Annotated in this window: 17 protein-coding genes and 1 pseudogene; 3 read left to right on the top strand and 15 right to left on the bottom strand. The window is 64.0% G+C overall.

Annotated features, from left to right (window positions below; translation table 11 throughout):
• Positions 1 to 29: 29 nt before the first annotated feature.
• The 10 genes from BLW05_RS18650 to BLW05_RS18605 all read right to left on the bottom strand — a co-directional run bounded on the left by BLW05_RS18650 (position 30) and on the right by BLW05_RS18605 (position 10360).
• Positions 30 to 1253 (bottom strand): pyridoxal-phosphate-dependent aminotransferase family protein, encoded by a 1224-nt coding sequence (locus tag BLW05_RS18650; RefSeq protein WP_093164901.1) that lies wholly within the window; start codon positions 1251 to 1253, stop codon positions 30 to 32.
• A gap of 31 nt (positions 1254 to 1284) precedes the next feature.
• Positions 1285 to 2055, bottom strand: a complete 771-nt coding sequence (locus BLW05_RS18645; protein ID WP_093164900.1) for a fumarylacetoacetate hydrolase family protein — start codon at positions 2053 to 2055, stop codon at positions 1285 to 1287.
• A gap of 30 nt (positions 2056 to 2085) precedes the next feature.
• On the bottom strand, positions 2086 to 2880 hold the full coding sequence (locus BLW05_RS18640) for a 2-keto-4-pentenoate hydratase (RefSeq protein WP_093164899.1): 795 nt from the start codon (positions 2878 to 2880) through the stop codon (positions 2086 to 2088).
• Entirely contained in the window at positions 2856 to 4229 is a 1374-nt protein-coding gene (locus BLW05_RS18635; RefSeq protein WP_093164898.1) for an amidase, read from the bottom strand. Before BLW05_RS18635 ends, BLW05_RS18640 begins: the two co-directional genes overlap by 25 nt.
• Before the next feature lie 6 nt (positions 4230 to 4235).
• The gene (locus BLW05_RS18630) at positions 4236 to 5276 is read right to left on the bottom strand and encodes a TRAP transporter substrate-binding protein (RefSeq protein WP_093164896.1); all 1041 of its coding nucleotides are present in this window, start codon (positions 5274 to 5276) and stop codon (positions 4236 to 4238) included.
• Positions 5277 to 5316: 40 nt separating this feature from the next.
• Positions 5317 to 6624 (bottom strand): TRAP transporter large permease, encoded by a 1308-nt coding sequence (locus BLW05_RS18625; protein WP_093164894.1) that lies wholly within the window; start codon positions 6622 to 6624, stop codon positions 5317 to 5319.
• The gene (locus tag BLW05_RS18620) at positions 6621 to 7277 is read right to left on the bottom strand and encodes a TRAP transporter small permease subunit (RefSeq protein WP_093164893.1); all 657 of its coding nucleotides are present in this window, start codon (positions 7275 to 7277) and stop codon (positions 6621 to 6623) included. Before BLW05_RS18620 ends, BLW05_RS18625 begins: the two co-directional genes overlap by 4 nt.
• 144 nt (positions 7278 to 7421) lie before the next feature.
• Positions 7422 to 8249 (bottom strand): IclR family transcriptional regulator, encoded by an 828-nt coding sequence (locus BLW05_RS18615; protein WP_093164891.1) that lies wholly within the window; start codon positions 8247 to 8249, stop codon positions 7422 to 7424.
• A 141-nt stretch (positions 8250 to 8390) separates the two neighbouring features.
• Positions 8391 to 9197, bottom strand: a complete 807-nt coding sequence (locus BLW05_RS18610) for a transporter substrate-binding domain-containing protein (protein ID WP_093164889.1) — start codon at positions 9195 to 9197, stop codon at positions 8391 to 8393.
• A 566-nt stretch (positions 9198 to 9763) separates the two neighbouring features.
• Positions 9764 to 10360: a hypothetical protein gene (locus tag BLW05_RS18605; protein ID WP_093164888.1), complete on the bottom strand. Its 597-nt coding sequence runs from the start codon at positions 10358 to 10360 to the stop codon at positions 9764 to 9766.
• Positions 10361 to 10642: 282 nt separating this feature from the next.
• On the opposite strand from BLW05_RS18605, the gene BLW05_RS18600 reads away from it, so the two are divergent.
• Both BLW05_RS18600 and BLW05_RS36465 read left to right on the top strand, forming a co-directional pair.
• Positions 10643 to 11638, top strand: a complete 996-nt coding sequence (locus BLW05_RS18600) for an ABC transporter substrate-binding protein (RefSeq protein ID WP_177142713.1) — start codon at positions 10643 to 10645, stop codon at positions 11636 to 11638.
• Between the two features lie 150 nt (positions 11639 to 11788).
• A pseudogene (locus BLW05_RS36465) lies at positions 11789 to 11914 on the top strand (IS30 family transposase); the annotation flags it as partial.
• A 40-nt stretch (positions 11915 to 11954) separates the two neighbouring features.
• Here BLW05_RS36465 and BLW05_RS18595 read toward each other — a convergent pair.
• From BLW05_RS18595 to BLW05_RS18585, 3 genes are all read right to left on the bottom strand, one after another.
• Positions 11955 to 13475: an IS66 family transposase gene (locus BLW05_RS18595; protein ID WP_371126951.1), complete on the bottom strand. Its 1521-nt coding sequence runs from the start codon at positions 13473 to 13475 to the stop codon at positions 11955 to 11957.
• 108 nt (positions 13476 to 13583) lie between these two features.
• Complete coding sequence (gene tnpB, locus BLW05_RS18590; RefSeq protein ID WP_177142712.1) at positions 13584 to 13916, bottom strand: IS66 family insertion sequence element accessory protein TnpB; 333 nt, start codon at positions 13914 to 13916, stop codon at positions 13584 to 13586.
• Positions 13913 to 14260, bottom strand: a complete 348-nt coding sequence (locus BLW05_RS18585; protein ID WP_093164884.1) for an IS66-like element accessory protein TnpA — start codon at positions 14258 to 14260, stop codon at positions 13913 to 13915. The genes tnpB and BLW05_RS18585 overlap by 4 nt, the downstream gene beginning before the upstream one ends.
• A gap of 90 nt (positions 14261 to 14350) precedes the next feature.
• Here BLW05_RS18585 and BLW05_RS18580 point away from each other — a divergent pair, with 90 nt between their 5' ends.
• The gene (locus BLW05_RS18580) at positions 14351 to 15382 is read left to right on the top strand and encodes an IS30 family transposase (protein WP_371126950.1); all 1032 of its coding nucleotides are present in this window, start codon (positions 14351 to 14353) and stop codon (positions 15380 to 15382) included.
• Positions 15383 to 15678: 296 nt separating this feature from the next.
• Here BLW05_RS18580 and BLW05_RS18575 read toward each other — a convergent pair whose 3' ends face one another.
• Together BLW05_RS18575 and BLW05_RS18570 are read right to left on the bottom strand one after the other, a co-directional pair.
• On the bottom strand, positions 15679 to 16041 hold the full coding sequence (locus BLW05_RS18575; RefSeq protein WP_093164883.1) for an alpha/beta hydrolase: 363 nt from the start codon (positions 16039 to 16041) through the stop codon (positions 15679 to 15681).
• A 296-nt stretch (positions 16042 to 16337) separates the two neighbouring features.
• Positions 16338 to 17315 (bottom strand): LysR family transcriptional regulator, encoded by a 978-nt coding sequence (locus tag BLW05_RS18570; protein ID WP_177142711.1) that lies wholly within the window; start codon positions 17313 to 17315, stop codon positions 16338 to 16340.
• Positions 17316 to 17371: the final 56 nt, after the last annotated feature.

The raw sequence follows: 17371 nt of genomic DNA, 5'->3' as shown, positions 1-17371 counted from the left end.
AGGAGCCCATTCCTGCAAGGAAGAGATCGCTACGCCCCGGCCCGTGGCTCCTCCGAAAAGTACGCCATGGCTGCCAGCACGCCGCTACCGGCCAGCGGAATCCCCGCCAGCTTGAGGCCCATCTCGACGCCCGTCAGCGCGGCCATCAGGGTGAGGTCGTTGCAATCGCCCAGGTGCCCGATCCGGAACATCCGCCCCTTGAGTTTGCCGAGCCCCGCGCCGAGCGAAAGATCGAAGCGCTCGTGGATCACACGCCGCAGCGCATCGGCATCGACTCCTTGCGGCGTGATGACGCCCGTCAACACCGGCGAATGCACCCGCTCGTCCGCGCATTGCGTCGGCAGGCCCCATGCACGCACGGCCGTGCGAACGCCCTCGCCCCAACGCTGGTGGCGTGCGAACACCGACGGCAAGCCTTGCGCCAGCACCATGTCGAGCGCTTCGCTGAGGCCGTAGAGCAGGTTCGTGCTCGGCGTGTAGGGCCAGTAGCCACCCTTGTTCATCTCGACGATCTCGTCCCAAGCCCAGAAGGCCTTGGGCAGGCGAGCCGACCTGCTGGCTTCGATGGCCTTCGGCGAGAGGGCATTGAAGCTGATACCCGGTGGCAGCATCAGGCCTTTCTGCGATCCGCTCACCGTCACGTCGACACCCCACTCGTCGTGGCGGTAGTCGGCGCTCGCCAGGCCGGAGATCGTGTCGACCATCAGCAAGGCCGGGTGGCCTGCGGCATCGATCGCGCGCCGCACGGCCGCGATGTCGGAGGTCACGCCGGTGGAGGTCTCGTTGTGCACCACGCACACCGCCTTGATGCGATGCGCGCCGTCCTTTCGCAGGCGCTCCTCGATCAGGTCGGCCTGCACGCCATGGCGCCAGCTCCGCGGCAGGCCGGTCTCGTCGGTGCCCGGCAGTGCGAGGAACTCCGGCTCCAGGCCGAGCCGCTGCGCCATCTTCTGCCACAGCGTTGCGAAGTGGCCCGTCTCGAACATCAGCACGTTGTCGCCGGGGCTCATCACGTTGACCAGCGCTGCCTCCCACGCGCCGGTTCCCGACGCGGGGTAGATGACCACCGGATGCCGCGTCTGGAACACCGCCTGCAATCCACTGATCACCTTCTTGCCGAGCGTCGCGAACTCGGGACCGCGATGGTCGATGGTGGGCAGGCTGATCGCCCGCAGGATGCGGTCAGGCACAGGGCTCGGCCCCGGGATCTGCAGGAAATGGCGGCCGCTGGGATGGTTGTCGAGAGCGATCATGTGTGTCTCAGTCCTTTGTCTCGTTCAGGGTTTACAACTGCACCGACGCATGGCCGATGCCCGGAAATTCAGCGGTGACGAAGTCGCCCTCGACCGCATTCAGGATGCCGACCCACGTGCCGGTGGTTACCACCGTGCCGGCCGCCAGGCGACTGCCGTCGCGGGTCGCATGACGCAGCCACGCGGGCAGCAGGTACGCAGGGTCGCCGAGCGAATGGGTGCCGCGGCGTTCGACTGTCGCCTGCGAGCCGATGCACACTGCGCAGGCCTGTGCACCCCAGTCGCGCGCGACAAAGGGAACCCAGTCGCCTAGCACCAGCGCACCGTGCGATTGCAGGTCGGCCAGCTTGCACAGCCCCGGCGCATCGAGCGCCTCCTGCCAACGCGAATCGACGATCTCTATCGAGACGGTCATCGCGTCGACCAAGGCGGGCGCGGTGCGCGCATCCAGCGTCGATGCGAGCGCCTGGTCGACATCGCGTCCCAGGCGAAGGGCAATTTCGGCCTCGATCCCGCGAAGGTGGAACGGCCACTCGCCGGCGCGGGCCGGACTCGTCCACACGCCGCCGGGCGGCAGCGGCGCGCAGGTCAACGCCGCGTCGCGCGACGCGCCTCCTGCTTTCCAGTAGCGTGGCGGCGAGGTCGCGAACCAGCCGAGTTCGGCCGCAACCCGCCCCTGCACCGCGTAGGCATCACCAGCGTCGCCCAGCGCGTCGGCCAGCGGCGCGGCGAGCGCCACGGTGCTTTCGCGGCGAGCACGGATCAGTGCCTCGGCGGCTGCATCGATCTTTGAAAGGGACATATCGATTTCCTGTGGTCGGCTTCGAGAAGTTCAGAAGAAGACGCTCAGCGGCGCGAGGCCTGCCACTTCAACGCGCACCGCTGTTCCTTGCGAGGCGAACAGCATTCCGGTGCACGAGCCGGTCGTGACGATCTGGCCGGCCTGCAGACTCGCGCCACGCGCAATGCAATGATTGGCCAGCCACACCAGCAGCCCGCCGACATCGGGGTGCGTGTGCTCGCCGACGGTGTGCGCGACGACCTGGTCGTCGAAGCGCATCACGACCTCGGTCTGCCTCAGGTCGAACCAGGCGCCATCGAAGGGCTCGGGCGCGCCCAGCACAAGTCCGCCATGGCTCAGCAGGTCGGCAAGCAGTGCCGTTGGCTCGGCATCGAGCCAGTCGGAAAGTCGGGTTTCTGCCACCTCGATCACCGGCAGCACGGACTCGATCGCCAACGCGACCTCGTCCCGCGTGTACGGCCGAGCGCGCGGCGGCAGGTCGGACCGGAGCCGGAATGCGACCTCGACTTCGGTTCCACGCAAGTGCCATGCACAGCCCTGGAGCGCCGACCCACCGGGCACCAGCCCCGTGGCCGGCAGCGGCGCACACACCGGCTCCTGACCCGGACCCGTCGCGCCGACTTTCCAGCCTCCGACCGCGCCGCTCGCAGCCAACGTCTCATCCTGGATCGCGTAGGCCTTGTCACGGTCGCGCGCCTGAAGCAGCGCCGACAGCACGCGTCGGCCGTCGCGCCGGGCACGACCCAACGCCTGAGCGGCAGCCTCGGGCGTGAGCTCGGGCACCGCGGGCGCGGAATCCGTCAAAGGTCGGGGAATCGCTGCCATGGATGGGCTTGCTCGATCGAGTGGGCCAGCGCGAGCAGCGCGTCATCCGCTCCCTCGCGCGCGACCAGTTGCATGCCGACCGGCATTCCGCCTGCGAAGCCGCAGGGCAGCGCAATGGCAGGCAAGCCCACGGCGTTAGCGAACCCCGCGAACACCGCATGGCCTCTCGGTCCGACTTCGCGGCCATCGATGCGCGGCGGGTGCGACGCGTTCGCCGGCCAAGGCAGCGCGGCGGCCGCCGGCGTCAGCAGGAAGTCGTAGCGGTCGAACACGCCCGACAGCCCGGCGCGCAGCCGCTCGGCTTCGAACAGCAGCTCGAACAGATCCGCCGCAGACGCCTTGCGACCGGTCTCGGCATTGGCCTGCATGGCCGGGCCGAACGACGACGCATCGAAAGGCCGGCCCGACAGTTCCCGAGGGTGCGCAACGAGCCAGGCCAGGCCCACCTGCGCCAGCAGCGGCCAGCGCTCATTGACCGCCTCGGCCATGTCGAAGTCCTGTGCCGTCGTGACCTCGTGGCCCATCGCGGCCAGCTTGCGCGCGGCCGCTTCGGTCAACGCGGCGATCTGCGGATCGACTGGATGATGCGCGAAGCGAGGGATGAAGAGAATGCGCGCGCGGGTAGCACTCCCCTCCTCCACCGGCCCTCGCCCGATCACCCGCATGACCGCGGCCGCATCGGCCACGCTGCGCGCAATTGGCCCCGCCACCTCGAAGTCGAGAAAGATCGGCGGCAGCCCATCGCCTCGCGGCACGCGTCCGCGCGAAGGCTTGAAGCCGACCAGGTTGGTGTGCGATGCGGGCCTGCGAATCGAGCCACCGCCATCGGTGCCCAGCGCGATCGGGCATCCGCCCGCTGCCACCAGGGCCACCGCCCCGCCCGACGAGCCGCCCGGCGTGAGTGCCGGATTCCACGGATTGCCCGTGGGGCCGAACACCGGGTTGTCGGTGTAGCCCTGCATCGTGAATTCGGGCACGTTGGTCTTGCCAAAGACCACAGCACCGGCCGCCCGCATACGCGCCACTGGCAATTCGTCCCGTTCCGCCACGAAGCCGGCCAGCGCGCGGCTGCCCCAACGGGTCGGCAAGCCGCGCACCTGCAGGTTGTCCTTGATGGTGACCGGCACGCCGTCAAGCGCACTCAATGCGCGTCCTTCACGCCACCGGACGCCGCTCTGCTCGGCGGCGTGCGCGGCCCCCTCCACGTCCAGCGCGACCAGTGCGTTCAGCCGGGGGTTGACGGCTTCGCTGCGGAGCAGGCACGACCGCAGCGCTTCGCTCGGCGTGAATGCGGCATCACGAAAGCCGGCCGCGAGTTCCGTCGCGGAGAGTTGCCAGAGCGCTTGCATCTCGGGCTACTTGAGACCGACCACCGGACCGACGACCTGCTTCCATGTCGCCGAGCATTTGTCATAGGACTTGTCGCACAGCTCGCTCCACGTCGGGAAGGACACGGTCGTCAGGGCCTCGCGAATCATCTGCTCGTCGGCAGCCTTGACCGGGACATCCTTCATCGCGAATTTCTTGACCGTCTTGCAGGGTTCCTTGCCGACGTTGCAGCGCGACGCATCGTCGAACAGCTCTTTGGAATAGGCCCACACCTCGGTCTCGAACTTCCTGAATGCAGCCGTCAACTTCGCCTGCTGGTCGGGCGTCATCGCGTTCCACTTGGACAGGTTGATCGCGTAGGCATTGAGAGCGATCTGGAAGCCGATGGGCATGAAATGCGTCGTCACTTCCGGCCAGCCTGCGGAATTGGCCGAACTGGGGCCCGTGATGGCGCAGTCCGTCACGCCGCGCTCCAGCGCCTGTTGCGTCTCGCCGAAGGGAATCGTCACCGGGATGCCGCCGAGCTTCTCGATGAACTTGGCGAGCGACTGGTCGTACACGCGCACCTTGCGCCCCTTCAGGTCCGCAAGGCCGTTGATCTGCACCTTGCAGAACACGACCTGCGGGCCGAAGGGGTAGATACCCAGCAGCTTGCCGCCGTGGCGCTCCTGCAGGCGCTTGTCGAAAGGGTCGCGGTATGCATCGACGACCTTGCGCGCGACGTCGTAGTCGGTCGACAGGCCCACGATGTCGGGGCCCAGAAAGAACGGCTCGTCCCGCGAGACCTGGGCCAGGCGCAGCGTGACCACGTCGAACAGGCCCGACTTCAACACGCGCAGTCCATCGGCGTCCTTGACGCCCAGCACGTCCATGGGCTTGTAGTCGGCATCGATGGGCAGGCCCGTGTTATTCGCGAAGTTCTCGAAGAAGGGCTGCTCCTTGGTCTGCTGGATCAGGCCGGTGGCCACCAGGTTGCCGGCCACGCGCAGTTTGGGGTTGTCCGCGTGGGCCGGCAGGGCCAGCGCGAGGGCCGCCGCGATCAGTGGGAGAACGAACTTCAGTTTCATGCCTGACTCCTTCAAAAGAAAACCGGTAAAGACGACGCCTTCACTTGCCGAACATGAGGTTGGGCAGGTAGGTGGCGATCGAGGGGTTGTGGATCAGGATCGCGGTCATCACGATCATGGCGGCGAAGAAGGGCAAGGTGCCCTGGAACACGTCGTTGATGGAGCCCTCGCCGCGCACGCCCTGGATCACGTAGAGCGTCATGCCGATGGGCGGGCTGATGAGCGAGATCTCGCACATGAGCACCATGAACACGCCGAAGAAGACCGGGTCGATGCCAGCTGCCTGGACGATCGGAAACACCACCGGCAGCGTGCCGACGAGCATCGGCATCGTCTCGAGCGCAATGCCGAGCACGAGATACAGGACCGCCAGCATCCAGAGCAGCATGACTGGCGAGACATCCGCCGACTTGATGAGACTGGCCAGCGCCTGCGGCACGCCCAGCATCGACAGCACGAAGTTCAGGTACAGCGCGGCCACCAGGATCAGCGCGGTCATCGCGGTGAGTCGCATGGTCGAGCGGAAACACTCGTGCAGCATCGCGATGTTCAGCTTTCTGTAGCCCGCCGCGATCGGCAGGCAGACGATCACGCCCAGCGCCGCGCTTTCCGTCACCGTGGCCCAGCCCGTGTAGATGCCACCCATCACCACGGCGAACACAGCCAGGGGCCCGAGCAGGTGCACGGAGTGACGCAACTTCTCCATCAGCGCCGTGCTGCCCTCGCGAGCGCCTGCCACCGAAGGCCGCCAGACGCAGATCGCCAGGATGGTGAGCAGGAACAGCACCGTCATGATGGCGCCCGGCAGGATGCCGGCCATGTACAGCCGCGCCGCCGAGGTGTTGGTCATCGAGCCGTAGATGATGAAAGCCACGCCGGGCGGAATCAGGTTGCCCAGGCTGGCGCCGGCAGCGATGGTGCCGAGCACCATGCGCTGGTCGTACTTGCGGTTCTTGAAGGCCGGCAGCGCCACGGTCGAAATCGTCGCGGCGGTCGCCACCGACGAGCCCGACACGGCGGAGAACAAGGCTGAAGCGCCGATGTTGGTGTGCAGCAGCCCGCCCGGCATGCGATTGAGCCATTGGCCGAGCGACTGGTACATCTTGTCGGTGGCGCCGCCGCGCATCAGGATTTCGCCAAGCAGGATGTAGAGCGGAATCGACAGCAGCAGGTAGTCCTCCCCCGCCGCCCATAGTTGCTCGCCCACTGCGTTGATGGCCGGCATGCCGAAGTGCATGAGCGCGCCCAGCAGGCCGACCACCAGCATCGTCGTCGCGACGTGAAAGCCGAGGAACATCAGGCCGAGCATGATCGCCAGGCCCACGAGAATTTCGAAGGGTCCGATCATGATGCGGCTCCGGTGGCGGCCATGGGCGCCGTCGGCGACGCAGGCGATGGCGATGACGATGGCGACTTCAGCTGGACTTCGGTTTCGGCCTCGATCTCTTCCTCGATCGTTTGCGGACCGAAGCGCTCGTTGAGTTCCCCCGTGCGGCGTTTGAGGAACAGGCGCAGCGCGTCCAGCGCGGCCCAGGTCGCGACCAGCGCAAACATCAAGTAGCCGCCCAGCCAGATCGCCTGCGGAATCCACATCGGCGTAGCGAGCGGCGTGGCTGCCGTGCTTCGCAGCTCGATGCTCTCCACCACCACGTTGAAGCCCCGCCAGAGGCACAGCAGCGCGAGCGCCGCCAAGCTCACCATGGCGAGCATGTTGAGCGCCGCGCGCGTCCCGACTGAGAAGCGCGACAGAAGAAAGTCGACTCTCGTGTGGCTGCGTGTGATGAGCGTGTAGGCAAAGCCGAACGCGCCGACGATGCCGTAGGTGTACGAGCCGATCTCGTCGATGCCCTGAAGGCTGAACGAGAACAGCTTGCGGCCGAGCATCTCGACGCAGGTCATGACGGACAACGCGATCAGCCACCAGCCGCAGGCGATCACGGTCCAGTCGCAAACCCGCGTGAGCGCTCGGCTCACGCCATGCGGTGGGAGCAATGTTTTCATGGTTTTGTTTGCCAGGTGTGCGGTTGAAGTGCACCCATTGGAGCGCGCGCCAGCGGCGGGCCGCGGACTATTCCGCTGCGCGGGAACGCGATCGAAATCGCTTGTGAATCAAGGACTTGGCGCTGTGCGCCGGTGGAAGACGGACTAGCAGGCGCGGCCGCCGTAGGCCGCCGTGATCTCGTCCGCCGCGGCGCGCACCCCGGCGCCGATCTGCGCGAAATCGGAACTCTTGATGCGCTGCGTCGGACCGACCAGCGAAATCGCACCGAAGGGCCGTCCGTGCTCGTCGCGGATGGCGGCGGCAATGCATCGCAGGCCCACCGCGTTCTGCTCGTCATCGATCGCGTGGCCCGCGCGGCGCACCTCGCCCAGCGTCTCGTGCAGCCGCGACGCCCGCGCGATCGTGTTGTTGGTGAGCTTCGGCAGCCCGTAGGTGCGCAAGTACTGCAGCACGTCTTCCTCCGCCATGGCGGCCAGGATCGACTGCCCCATAGCGGTGCCATGAAGCGGTGCACGAAAACCGGGCTTGCCGATGGCGCGCATCGTTTCGCGGCTTTCGACCTGCGTCACGAAGACGATGTCGCCGAGATCGGCAATGCCGAGATTGATGCTCTCGCCCGTGCTGTCGCGCAGCCGGCGCATCACAGGCAGCGCGAGGTGCGCTATGCGGCGGCGACGGCCGAACGCGGCACCCACCGAGAAACAGCGAACGCCGACGTACCAGAGGCTGGTCTCGCGGTCGAACTGGACGAACTGCCGTTGCTCCAGCGTCGTGAGCAGCCGGTGCGCCGTCGACGACGACAGGCCGCTGTGAGCCGCGATGTCCACCAGCCGATAGCCCTCGTCGTCCTCCGCGAGGAGTTCGAGCAACTGCATCGCACGCGTGAGCGACTGCACCGTGCTGTCGCCGTCACGGTCGATACGCGTGACTTTGGTGGTCTTGCTGGGCGTGCGCGGCGAGCTGGCGGTCATGGCGTGCCTTTTGCAAATTGCGCGCCACCGGCCTGACCGTGTGAAGCGAGCTGCGGTCTTGGATGGTCCGTGAAGAGCGAGATGTCGATCAGAGTGTTTACACCGATGTCGACACAGTTCCGAAGCGTCGCTGAACGACGCTCAGTCAGGCAGTTCGCCGGTGGGACGACCGAGCCACTTGACTGAAAGCTTGTCGAGGTCGCCGTTCTTCCGGGCTTCCGCAAGGATCTCGTTGACGCGCATGCGCAGCTTGTCCTCGCCCTTCGCGACGCCGACGAAGTTGGGCGAATCCTTGAGGACGAACTTGTATTCGGCGCCCAGTTGCGGGTTCTTGCTCATCATGGCCGAGGCCACCTGGGCGCTGGTGGCAACCAGTTGGGTCTGGCCAGCGACGAACGCGGAGATCGTGGTGTTGTTGTCCTCGAAGCGGCGAAGCTCGGTCGCCGGCGGCGCCACCTTGGTCAGCTCCGCGTCGTCGACGGAGCCGCGCGTGACCGCGATCGACTTGCCCGCGAGATCGGCCGGCGTCTTGAGCGTGATCGACTTCGGTCCGAACACACCGATGAAGAACGGCGAGTAGGCGACCGTGAAATCGATGACCTTCTCGCGCTCCGGGTTCTTGCCCAGCGTCGAAATGACGAGGTCAACCTTTCGGGTCTGCAGGTAGGCGATGCGGTTGGCGGTAGTCACCGGCAGCAACTCGGCCTTCACGCCGAGCTTGGCGGCGATGTAGCGGGCCATGTCGATGTCGAGGCCTTGCGGCGCGAGGTCGGTACCTACCGAGCCATAGGGCGGGAAGTCGGTCGGGATCGCGACACGGATCGACTTGGCCTTGAAGACATCATCGAGTGCCGTCTGCGCCGCGGAAAAGTCGGGCGCGGCAGCCAGGACGAGTGCGACCGACAGGGCGGTCGACCAATGAGACGTGGAGCGGAGAGAAACAGTCATCGAGTTGCTTGGGCGAAGGTGTGCGGTCGTGAACGGAATAGGTGCTTGATAGCCGGCATGGTCCTATGCAAGTTGGATGCCACCCGGTTGACAGGACGAAGCGACTCGCGCAACTGCTCGACAGGGTCTGTCGCCACCGGCATGGGCAGCCGGGACTCTGGGGTCAACAACGCTCGGGCAATGAGCGATCCTCTCTGGAGGGATTGGCTTAAAGTGTAGATGCCACCGAACTAGGCAATCACCCTGGGGTCGTCACATGCCGGGGGTGTTTTTCCGTGTGCAGTTGGTGCCAAGTCCGCCCCTTGGGACGAGAAAGCCCGCAATCGAGCAACCAGCGGCGCCGCACGTCTTCAACGAGCGGTTTCGGATTCGTCGACCGATCGCTATGTGCCCGAGGACCAACCCCGCGACGCGGATGTTTGGAACAGTGCCGGTGAATGCCCGCTTTGCGCAGTTTCGACGTCTGCTGAGCGGCTCCTGTGGGCCCTTTTGAGACAGTCAAGGCGCTACAACGCGGCCGTTCTGGCCGGCCAAGACGACGCTGTACGTTGCTCTTCTCGAGCAGGTTATTTCCGCGTGAGCCTGATGTTCCACCCCTGGGCCAACTGGCCTGCGAGCGTGTCTGCATCCAGCCAGACGAGACCGATCCGCCACGTCTCACACCCGGGCACAACCTCTCCTTGCAGGACTTCAAACGTGATCGCTGTATCGGTCTTCGTCAGAACTCGCAGGGGCATCCGCTTTACCAAACACTGGTTGTCGTCCTTCTGCACCATGTGAGAGTACCCATACCAGGTGCCCCGGTCACCATCGATCTGAACGTCCGCCTGAAACAGGACGGTGCCACCCCTGAACGTGGCGGTCCACCGCCCGTCGAATGTGGCCCCTCTCGGAAAGGCTATCGTCGACGCGTCAGGCCAAACCTTCAGCAACCCAACCTTGGCATTCGGGCTGTTGCCCAGGTTCGGAGCCCCCAAGTAGAACGCGTCCTTGTAGCGATAGACGACACGGCACCAATGCTCCTGCCGTGTCTTCCAGGCGAGATCGACGCAGTACGCTCCGCGTTCGTTGACTATCTGCTTGCCAGTGGCCAGATAGAGCCGCTGGCGGTCCGGGCGGTCGCCGTGCCGCTTGAAGAGGCAAAGCATGTCGCTATGACCCATTCCCACCTGGGGAGCAACGCACGCGCCTTCGCTAACCCGGCCGTGGTTTCTGCTCGGAGGCGTCGGAGCAATGACATCATTGCGTCCTGTTGGGGACGTTGGGCACCGAGTTTACGGCCCTAGTCGTGCCACATAGTCAACGGACCGCTTCTGGCCGACTGTAGCCGGTCCCGGTCATCCCCAAGACTTAGGAAGTCCGAGGAGAGGACGGTTCCGAAGACGAGCAAAATGTGCGGAGAAAAGGTACTCAACGGCGCCAACTCAGTGGCGCGAGGAGGAACCATGGAACTTCGCCGCCGCCTCATTGTCGGCGCAGCAACGGCTGCAGCTTTCGTATGCTGGCCACGGCTCGCGCTCTGCGACGATAGATGCTGGATTCTGGGCGTCTTGCTAACACCTGGAGCAACGGCCGACCGGGACGCCGCCGCCATCATGCGAGCTGCGCTGGAACGCCGAGGTCTCGTTGAAGGCAAACACTATGTTTTCGCATTACGTTTCTCAGGCGGAGATGCGCAGTACTTGCAGGCGGCCAAGGAACTCGTTTCCATGGGCGTTGACATGATTGTCACCATGGGAGGCTCCCCGAGCGTCAAAGCGGCGCTGGAAGCCACGAAGACTATCCCCATCGTGATGATGAGCTCGGCCGACCCTGTGGGTGACGGCTTCATAAACAGTCTGGCCCACCCCGGCGGAAACGTCACGGGGAACTGCATTTTTGGAGTCGAGCTCGCTGTCAAGCGACTTCAATTGCTGGTCCAGGCTCTAGCGAGTCCATCTGCCGTCGCATACCTGGCGACAAACTTAGGCGGCTTCACCAAGCGCGACGAACAGTATGACGTGGCTTTGGCTCAAGCGGCTAGCTCGATGAGCATCAGGATGGAGTTCGTCAAGCTGCGGTCCTTCGCGGAGCTTGCAGACGCCTTTGCTGAGATTAAGCAGCGCAACGTTGACGCGGTCGTCCTCAACAATTCAGCTGAATTCCTGGGCATACGAAAGCTGTTGGCTGAGCTTGCACTGCAGCACCGCCTCCCAGCCATTTGCGACACTCGCACCTTCGCGGAAGCAGGGCTAATGATGAGCTATGGAGCGGATTTGGCCTACGTGCTGGACAAGACAGCTGACTACATCGCAAGAATCTATCGAGGTGCCGCCCCTCGGGACCTACCGGTTGAGTTGGTACTGAAGTTCGACTTGGCGGTGAATACGAAGACTGCCGCAGCGTTGGGAATCACTTTCCCGAAGAGCCTCATGTTGATGGCCAATCGGGTTTATGCCTAAGGCTGGAAGCAAGTGCCTCTGAAGAACCAGTGCCTGGCCGGAGTCCGCTTCGGCCGCAGTGATGCGGCCATGGATGTCTGGTTTGGAGTGCGGATTCAACCGGTCGATGCAACACACTGAAGACTGCCGTTGGCAGAAGGAGTGTTGCAGATGGCGTACCGGACACGAACCTACTACACAGACAGCCAGAAGGCGTTGATGTGGGAGCGATGGAAGCAGGGATGGACCCTGCATCAGATCGCTGAGCTATTCAATCGGCCGCACACGTCGGTACAAGGTAAGCGCGCGGTGATCCCGTCTTGACTCCGGTCGCAGATCAGGATGTCGAAGCTGGCTGCCAGCGATGCGGCAACAACTCGGAGACGCGACTGGCCGGCTGGGTAGGCAGCCGCTCGAGGATGTCGCTGAGGTATGCGTGCGGCTCGAGTCCATTGAGCTTGGCTGACTGGATCAAGCTCATGATGGCCGCAGCGCGCTGGCCTGCCCGCAGCGATCCTGCGAACAGCCAGTTGGATCTTCCGATTGCAATCGGACGAATCTGGTTTTCCACCCAATTGTTGTCCGCAGGCAGATCGCCATCGTCGATGTAGCGCGTGAGCGCCTGCCAGCGCTTCAGGCTGTAGCCGAGCGCCTTGGCCGTTGCCGAGCCATTCGGCACCTTCAGCTGCTGCCCGGCGAGCCATTGCTTCAGGGCATCCGCTACCTCGCGCGACCTCTCCTGCCGTATTCGCCTTCGCTCGTCGGGTATCAACTGAGCGACTTCACGCTCGATGGCATAGAGCTCGCCGAAGAACTTCAGCGCCTGCTCGCCAACCTGGCTGCCTTGATTGACCCAGAGTTCGTGGAACTTGCGCCTCGCGTGCGCCAGGCAACCTGCCTCGGTGACGCCGAGCTCGAAGCACGCCTTATAGCCACTGAAGTCGTCGCACACCAGCGTGCCGCGCCAGCCATGTTCATCAGGCAGCCCGAGGAAGGCGCGAGCATGCTGGCCGCCCCGGCTGTCGGCGAAGTCGAACACCACCGCGCGCAGCGCGCTGTAGCTCGTCGTGCAGTAGCTCCAGAGGTACGCCCGGTGTGTCTTGCCGTTGCCGGGCTTGAGCATCGCCACCGGCGTCTCGTCGGCATGCAGCACACGGCATTGGAGCATTTCGCGCTTGAGCGCATCGACCAGCGGCTGCAACTGCGCGCCGCACTGTCCGACCCAGCTAGCCAGTGTCGAGCGCGGGATGGCCAGGCCGGCGCGACCGAAGATGGCTTCCTGCCTGTACAGCGGCAGGTGATCCAGGTACTTGCCCACCAGCACCTGTGAGAGCAGCCCAGCCGTGGGGATCCCCTTGTCGATGATGTGCGGGGCGATGGGTGCCTGCACCAGCGTCTCGCACTTTGTGCAGACCCATTTGCCGCGGACGTGGCGCTCCACGGTAAACACGCCAGGCTGGTAGTCGAGCTTCTCGGCCACATCCTCACCGATGCGCTGGAGAGTGCAGCCACAGGCACAGGTGGTGCTCTCGGGCTCGTGGCGGATCTCCCGGCGCGGCAAGTGTGCGGGCAACGCCTGGCGCCTGGGTTGTTGCTTCTCGCACCCCGCTGATGAGGTGCCTGCAAGTCTCTCCAGTTCGAGCTCCATTGCCGCGAGATCGACATCGATGGTCTCTTCTAGCAGGCTCTTCTGCTCGGCGTTGAAGGCTTCAGATTTGGCGGCGAACTTCAGCCGCTTGAGCACAGCCATCTCGTGCGTGAGCTTGTCGATGGCGGCCTGCTTGAACGCGATCTCGTGGTCGCGGCGTTCGATCTCGAGCTTGTCGGCTGCGGCTCCTCTTCTGAGCGAGAGGACCATCTCACGCAGTTGCTGAGCATCCAGGTGGTCAAGGTCGGCCGTGTCGATCACGGAAGGTGATGGTGCCCCGATGTCCCCGCGAACGCATCAGCACATTCGGCAATTGCACTACAGCACGCAGATGACCCCGGCTTCGCCAATACGCTGCCACGGCAGCCCGAGCACCAGCGCATCGAACTGGGGATGGGTCAAGCTGAGGGTGGTGCCACTGTCCTTGGGCCAGATGAACTTGCCCTGGTGCAGGCGTCTTGCCGATAACCAGATTCCGATTCCGTCGTGCACCAGGACCTTTATGCGGTTGGCACGTCGGTTGGCGAACAAGTATGCGTGGTGCGGGCGCGCAGCACCGAAGACACGAACCACGCGCGCCAGCGCAGCTTCGGTGCCTGCGCGCATGTCCAACGGCTCGATGGCAAGCCACAGTGCGTCGACCCGGATCACCTGAGGATCTCGCGCAGCCAGGCGGCGCATTGGCTCGATGCGCTCAACGGCCAGGTCACGTTCACCGCGATCGCACCGCGGCGAAGCTCGAGGTGGATGTCACTCGCGACGGTAGAGCTTGACGCCAGCGTCAGCGAGACGAATTCGGCTTGGCGCTCGCCGCTCTTCGAGTCGACGCCTCCCGCGTCGGCCGTGCGGCGCCACTTGTGAACGAGGTTGGCATTGAGGCCATGGGCCAGCGCCACCTGAGCCACCGACGCTCCGGGTTCCGCGCACGCGGCCAGCACTTGCCGCTTCAGATCGGCCGCGTGGCGCCGCCGGCTCAAGCGCTTGGAGTCTTCCATGGTGTCCACCTAAATCCTTGGTGGACACCATCGTCATGGACACAAGCCCCCAACTCAAGACGGGATCACCGCGCGCTTACGGTACAAGGCATTCTGTCCCGCACGGGCGGCATTCGACCGCCGCAGCGAAGCCGCTCCCCGATGGCTCTGACGCTGGCCGAGCGCGAGGAGATCTCACGTGCCATGGCAGCTGGCTTCTCGATTCGCGCGATCGCTGTGATCCTCGGGCCAGCTCCCTCCACCATCAGCCGCGAGATCAAGCGCAACGGTGGTCAGGGATGCTATCGGGCGGCTCAGGCCGACCAGGCCGCCTGGGAAAGAGACCATCGGCCCAAGCGCTGCAAGCTGGCCGAGAACCGACCCTTGGCACGCATCGTCACGGAGAAGCTTCGGCTGCAATGGTCTCCGGAGCAGATTGCCGGGTGGCTCAAACAAACTTACCCTTGCGACGAGACTTGCCACGTGTCACACGAGACCATCTACCGCAGCCTGTTCATTCAAGCCCGCGGGGCGTTGAAGAAGGAGTTGCTGCAGCATCTGAGGCGAACGCGAGGCATGCGACGGTCACGCCATTACTCGCAGAAGACCGATGCCCACGGAAGAATCGTTGACGCCGTCTCGATCAGCGAGCGACCGGCCGCTGTCGAAGATCGTGCGGTTCCTGGTCACTGGGAAGGCGACTTGCTGTTTGGAAGCGCCAACAGCCAGATCGCCACGCTGGTCGAGCGCCAGACACGCTATGTGATGCTTGTGAAGATCACAGGTAAGGACACCGAGACGGTCGTCAACGCACTGATCAAGAATGCTCGCAAGCTGCCGCAGGAGCTCTACAAGTCGCTCACCTGGGATCGAGGCAAGGAGATGGCGGGCCACAAGCAGTTCACCTTGGCGACCGACATCCAGGTCTTCTTCTGCGATCCTCAGAACCCGTGGCAGCGTGGAACCAACGAGAATACGAACGGGCTGCTGAGGCAGTACCTTCCCAAGGGCATCGATGTCTCGACTTACTCACAAGCCAAGCTCAATGCGCTGGCGCGGAGGTTGAACGAGCGCCCCAGAAAGACGCTCGACTTTCAAACACCGGCTGAAATGTTCAGCCAAATCGTTGCATCGACCGGTTGAATGCGCACCTCACAGCAGACGTTCGCGACACCCCCTTGGTGTCACGACCAAGACCAAGCATGCGTCGCCACGACGCGGCTGTGGTTAGGCTAGAGTCGGCCTCCTTCTTCCTGAGGAGGCGTCCCTGAACGCAGGTCGACGCGGGCTCCTGACGGCTCGCAACCCGGCCGAGGGACGATGACCAGCCTCTCCCAAAAAAAAGAAGCCTCCAGGCTATGCCGGAGGCTTCTTTCAGCACGTCCAAGCGCTGAGGGTTCTCTACCGCGCCAAACCGAGCGGGTGAGCGGTCGATTAGCTTAGCGCGAGGCTTGTTGCGTTTGTCGCGTGAAGTGCAGGCCCGTATTGAACTGAGCGGGCACTTGGTCTCGGTAGAACGAGCGGCTGTCGAGACTGTCGCGGTTCGCACTTGCCTTGGCGACGGCTTGAGCGCGAACTTCTGAACGGCTTGCGGTCGAAGTGAAGGGCTGAGCGTTCTCACCCGTGCTTGCGGCATCGCCGTACACGTTGCCCGCGTGCGCGGCGGCAACGGCTTCGCGGGCCACATCAGCGCGGCTGGCGGACGACGTCAGGGGGTGCACACCCTCATAGGTCTCCGCGTGAACGCCAGCGATAGCGATAAAAGACAGGGCCGTTGCAGCGAGAATTTTCGAGACTTTCATGGATGCTTCCTTTGGAGTTGTTTCGGGGCGTGAAACCGTGGGAAGAAGTCTCTCACGAAAAACATAGGGTAAACCCTAGTGAACCAGAACTGCCATGTTTTCGAAATGGAAACAATGTTTGAAGCACTTGCGTTTGCAGTGCTCGACCTTCTGAGCCTCTTTAATGTCGGTAGCCCGTTGCGGAAGTACACGCATCGAGGCTGATAGCCCAGCAGCAGACACTCACAGGTTTGATCGTCGTGCGCTGGTACGGGGCGTCTTCACGCGGTGCCTGGGACGTCGCGGGTGGGACTTGTTCAACCTGTGCTCGGTCGAACAGAACGACCGTACAACGCGGCCTGAAGATCACGCCATTCATCGGACTCGACGTTGAAGAGCCGCGCCACCTGCTTCCTCAACCACTGGCTGCGAGCGTCATGGTGAACGAGCGGATGCCAGTGCTGTTGCACCGCAAAGCTCGGCGGCGTGAACGGCAGGCGCAGTAGCTCGACCATTCCAAGCTGCACGAACCGAGCGCCCGTCGCCAGCGGCACGGTGGCCATCAGATCTGTGCTCTCAACGATCGCGGGCAGGCTCAGGTGATGAGGCGTTTCAAGCACGATCCTGCGCTTAATGGACCGCTTTTCCAGGAATGCTTCGAACAGCGCGTTAGTCCTGGCGGGCGAAGAGACGACGACGTGACCAATCTCGGAATAACTCTTCTCCGTGACCGTTCGAGCTGCGAGGGGATGTCCTCGACGAAGCATGCAGGCGTAGGTGTGGAAGTACAGGCGCTGCTGGAAAGACGACTGCGAATCGAGATCGGGAAAGTACCCGAGTGCGAGATCGATGTCACCATTGGACATCGCCTGTTTCAGCGTCTCCGTGTCCATGGAGGCGCAGGTTACGGTTGCATATGGCGCGTGCTGCTGCAGATGCTGAAGCAGCTTGGGAAGAAAAACAATCTCCGCGACATCAGCCATCGCCAGTCGGAAGACGGTGCGGGCGGTTGCCGGATCGAACCCGGGCTTTTGCAAGACTTCTTCCGTGACGCGCGACAGCACATCCTGAGCGGTCGCGATCATCTGCGCTGCCCGCGGGGTGGGAGACATACCCACTGGCGTGCGAACGAAAAGCGGGTCATCGAGCACTTGCCGCAACCGCGCAAGCGCGGTGCTGAAGCCCGATTGGCTCATGTCCAGAGCATGGGCAGCCTGGGTCACGTTCCGCGTTGCGGAGAGCGCGACCAGCACGCGCAAGAGGTTCAGATCGAAAGTGGTGTCTATCGTTTTCACAGATAGTGATCTTCCACCCAATCGTGTAGCGCGGGGGGGAGGGGCTTCCCTAAAGT

Source organism: Variovorax sp. YR216 (assembly GCF_900107745.1).
GTDB lineage: Bacteria > Pseudomonadota > Gammaproteobacteria > Burkholderiales > Burkholderiaceae_C > Variovorax.
The sequence above is the reverse complement of the archived record's forward strand: the minus strand, read 5'-3'. Positions and strand labels throughout refer to the sequence as shown.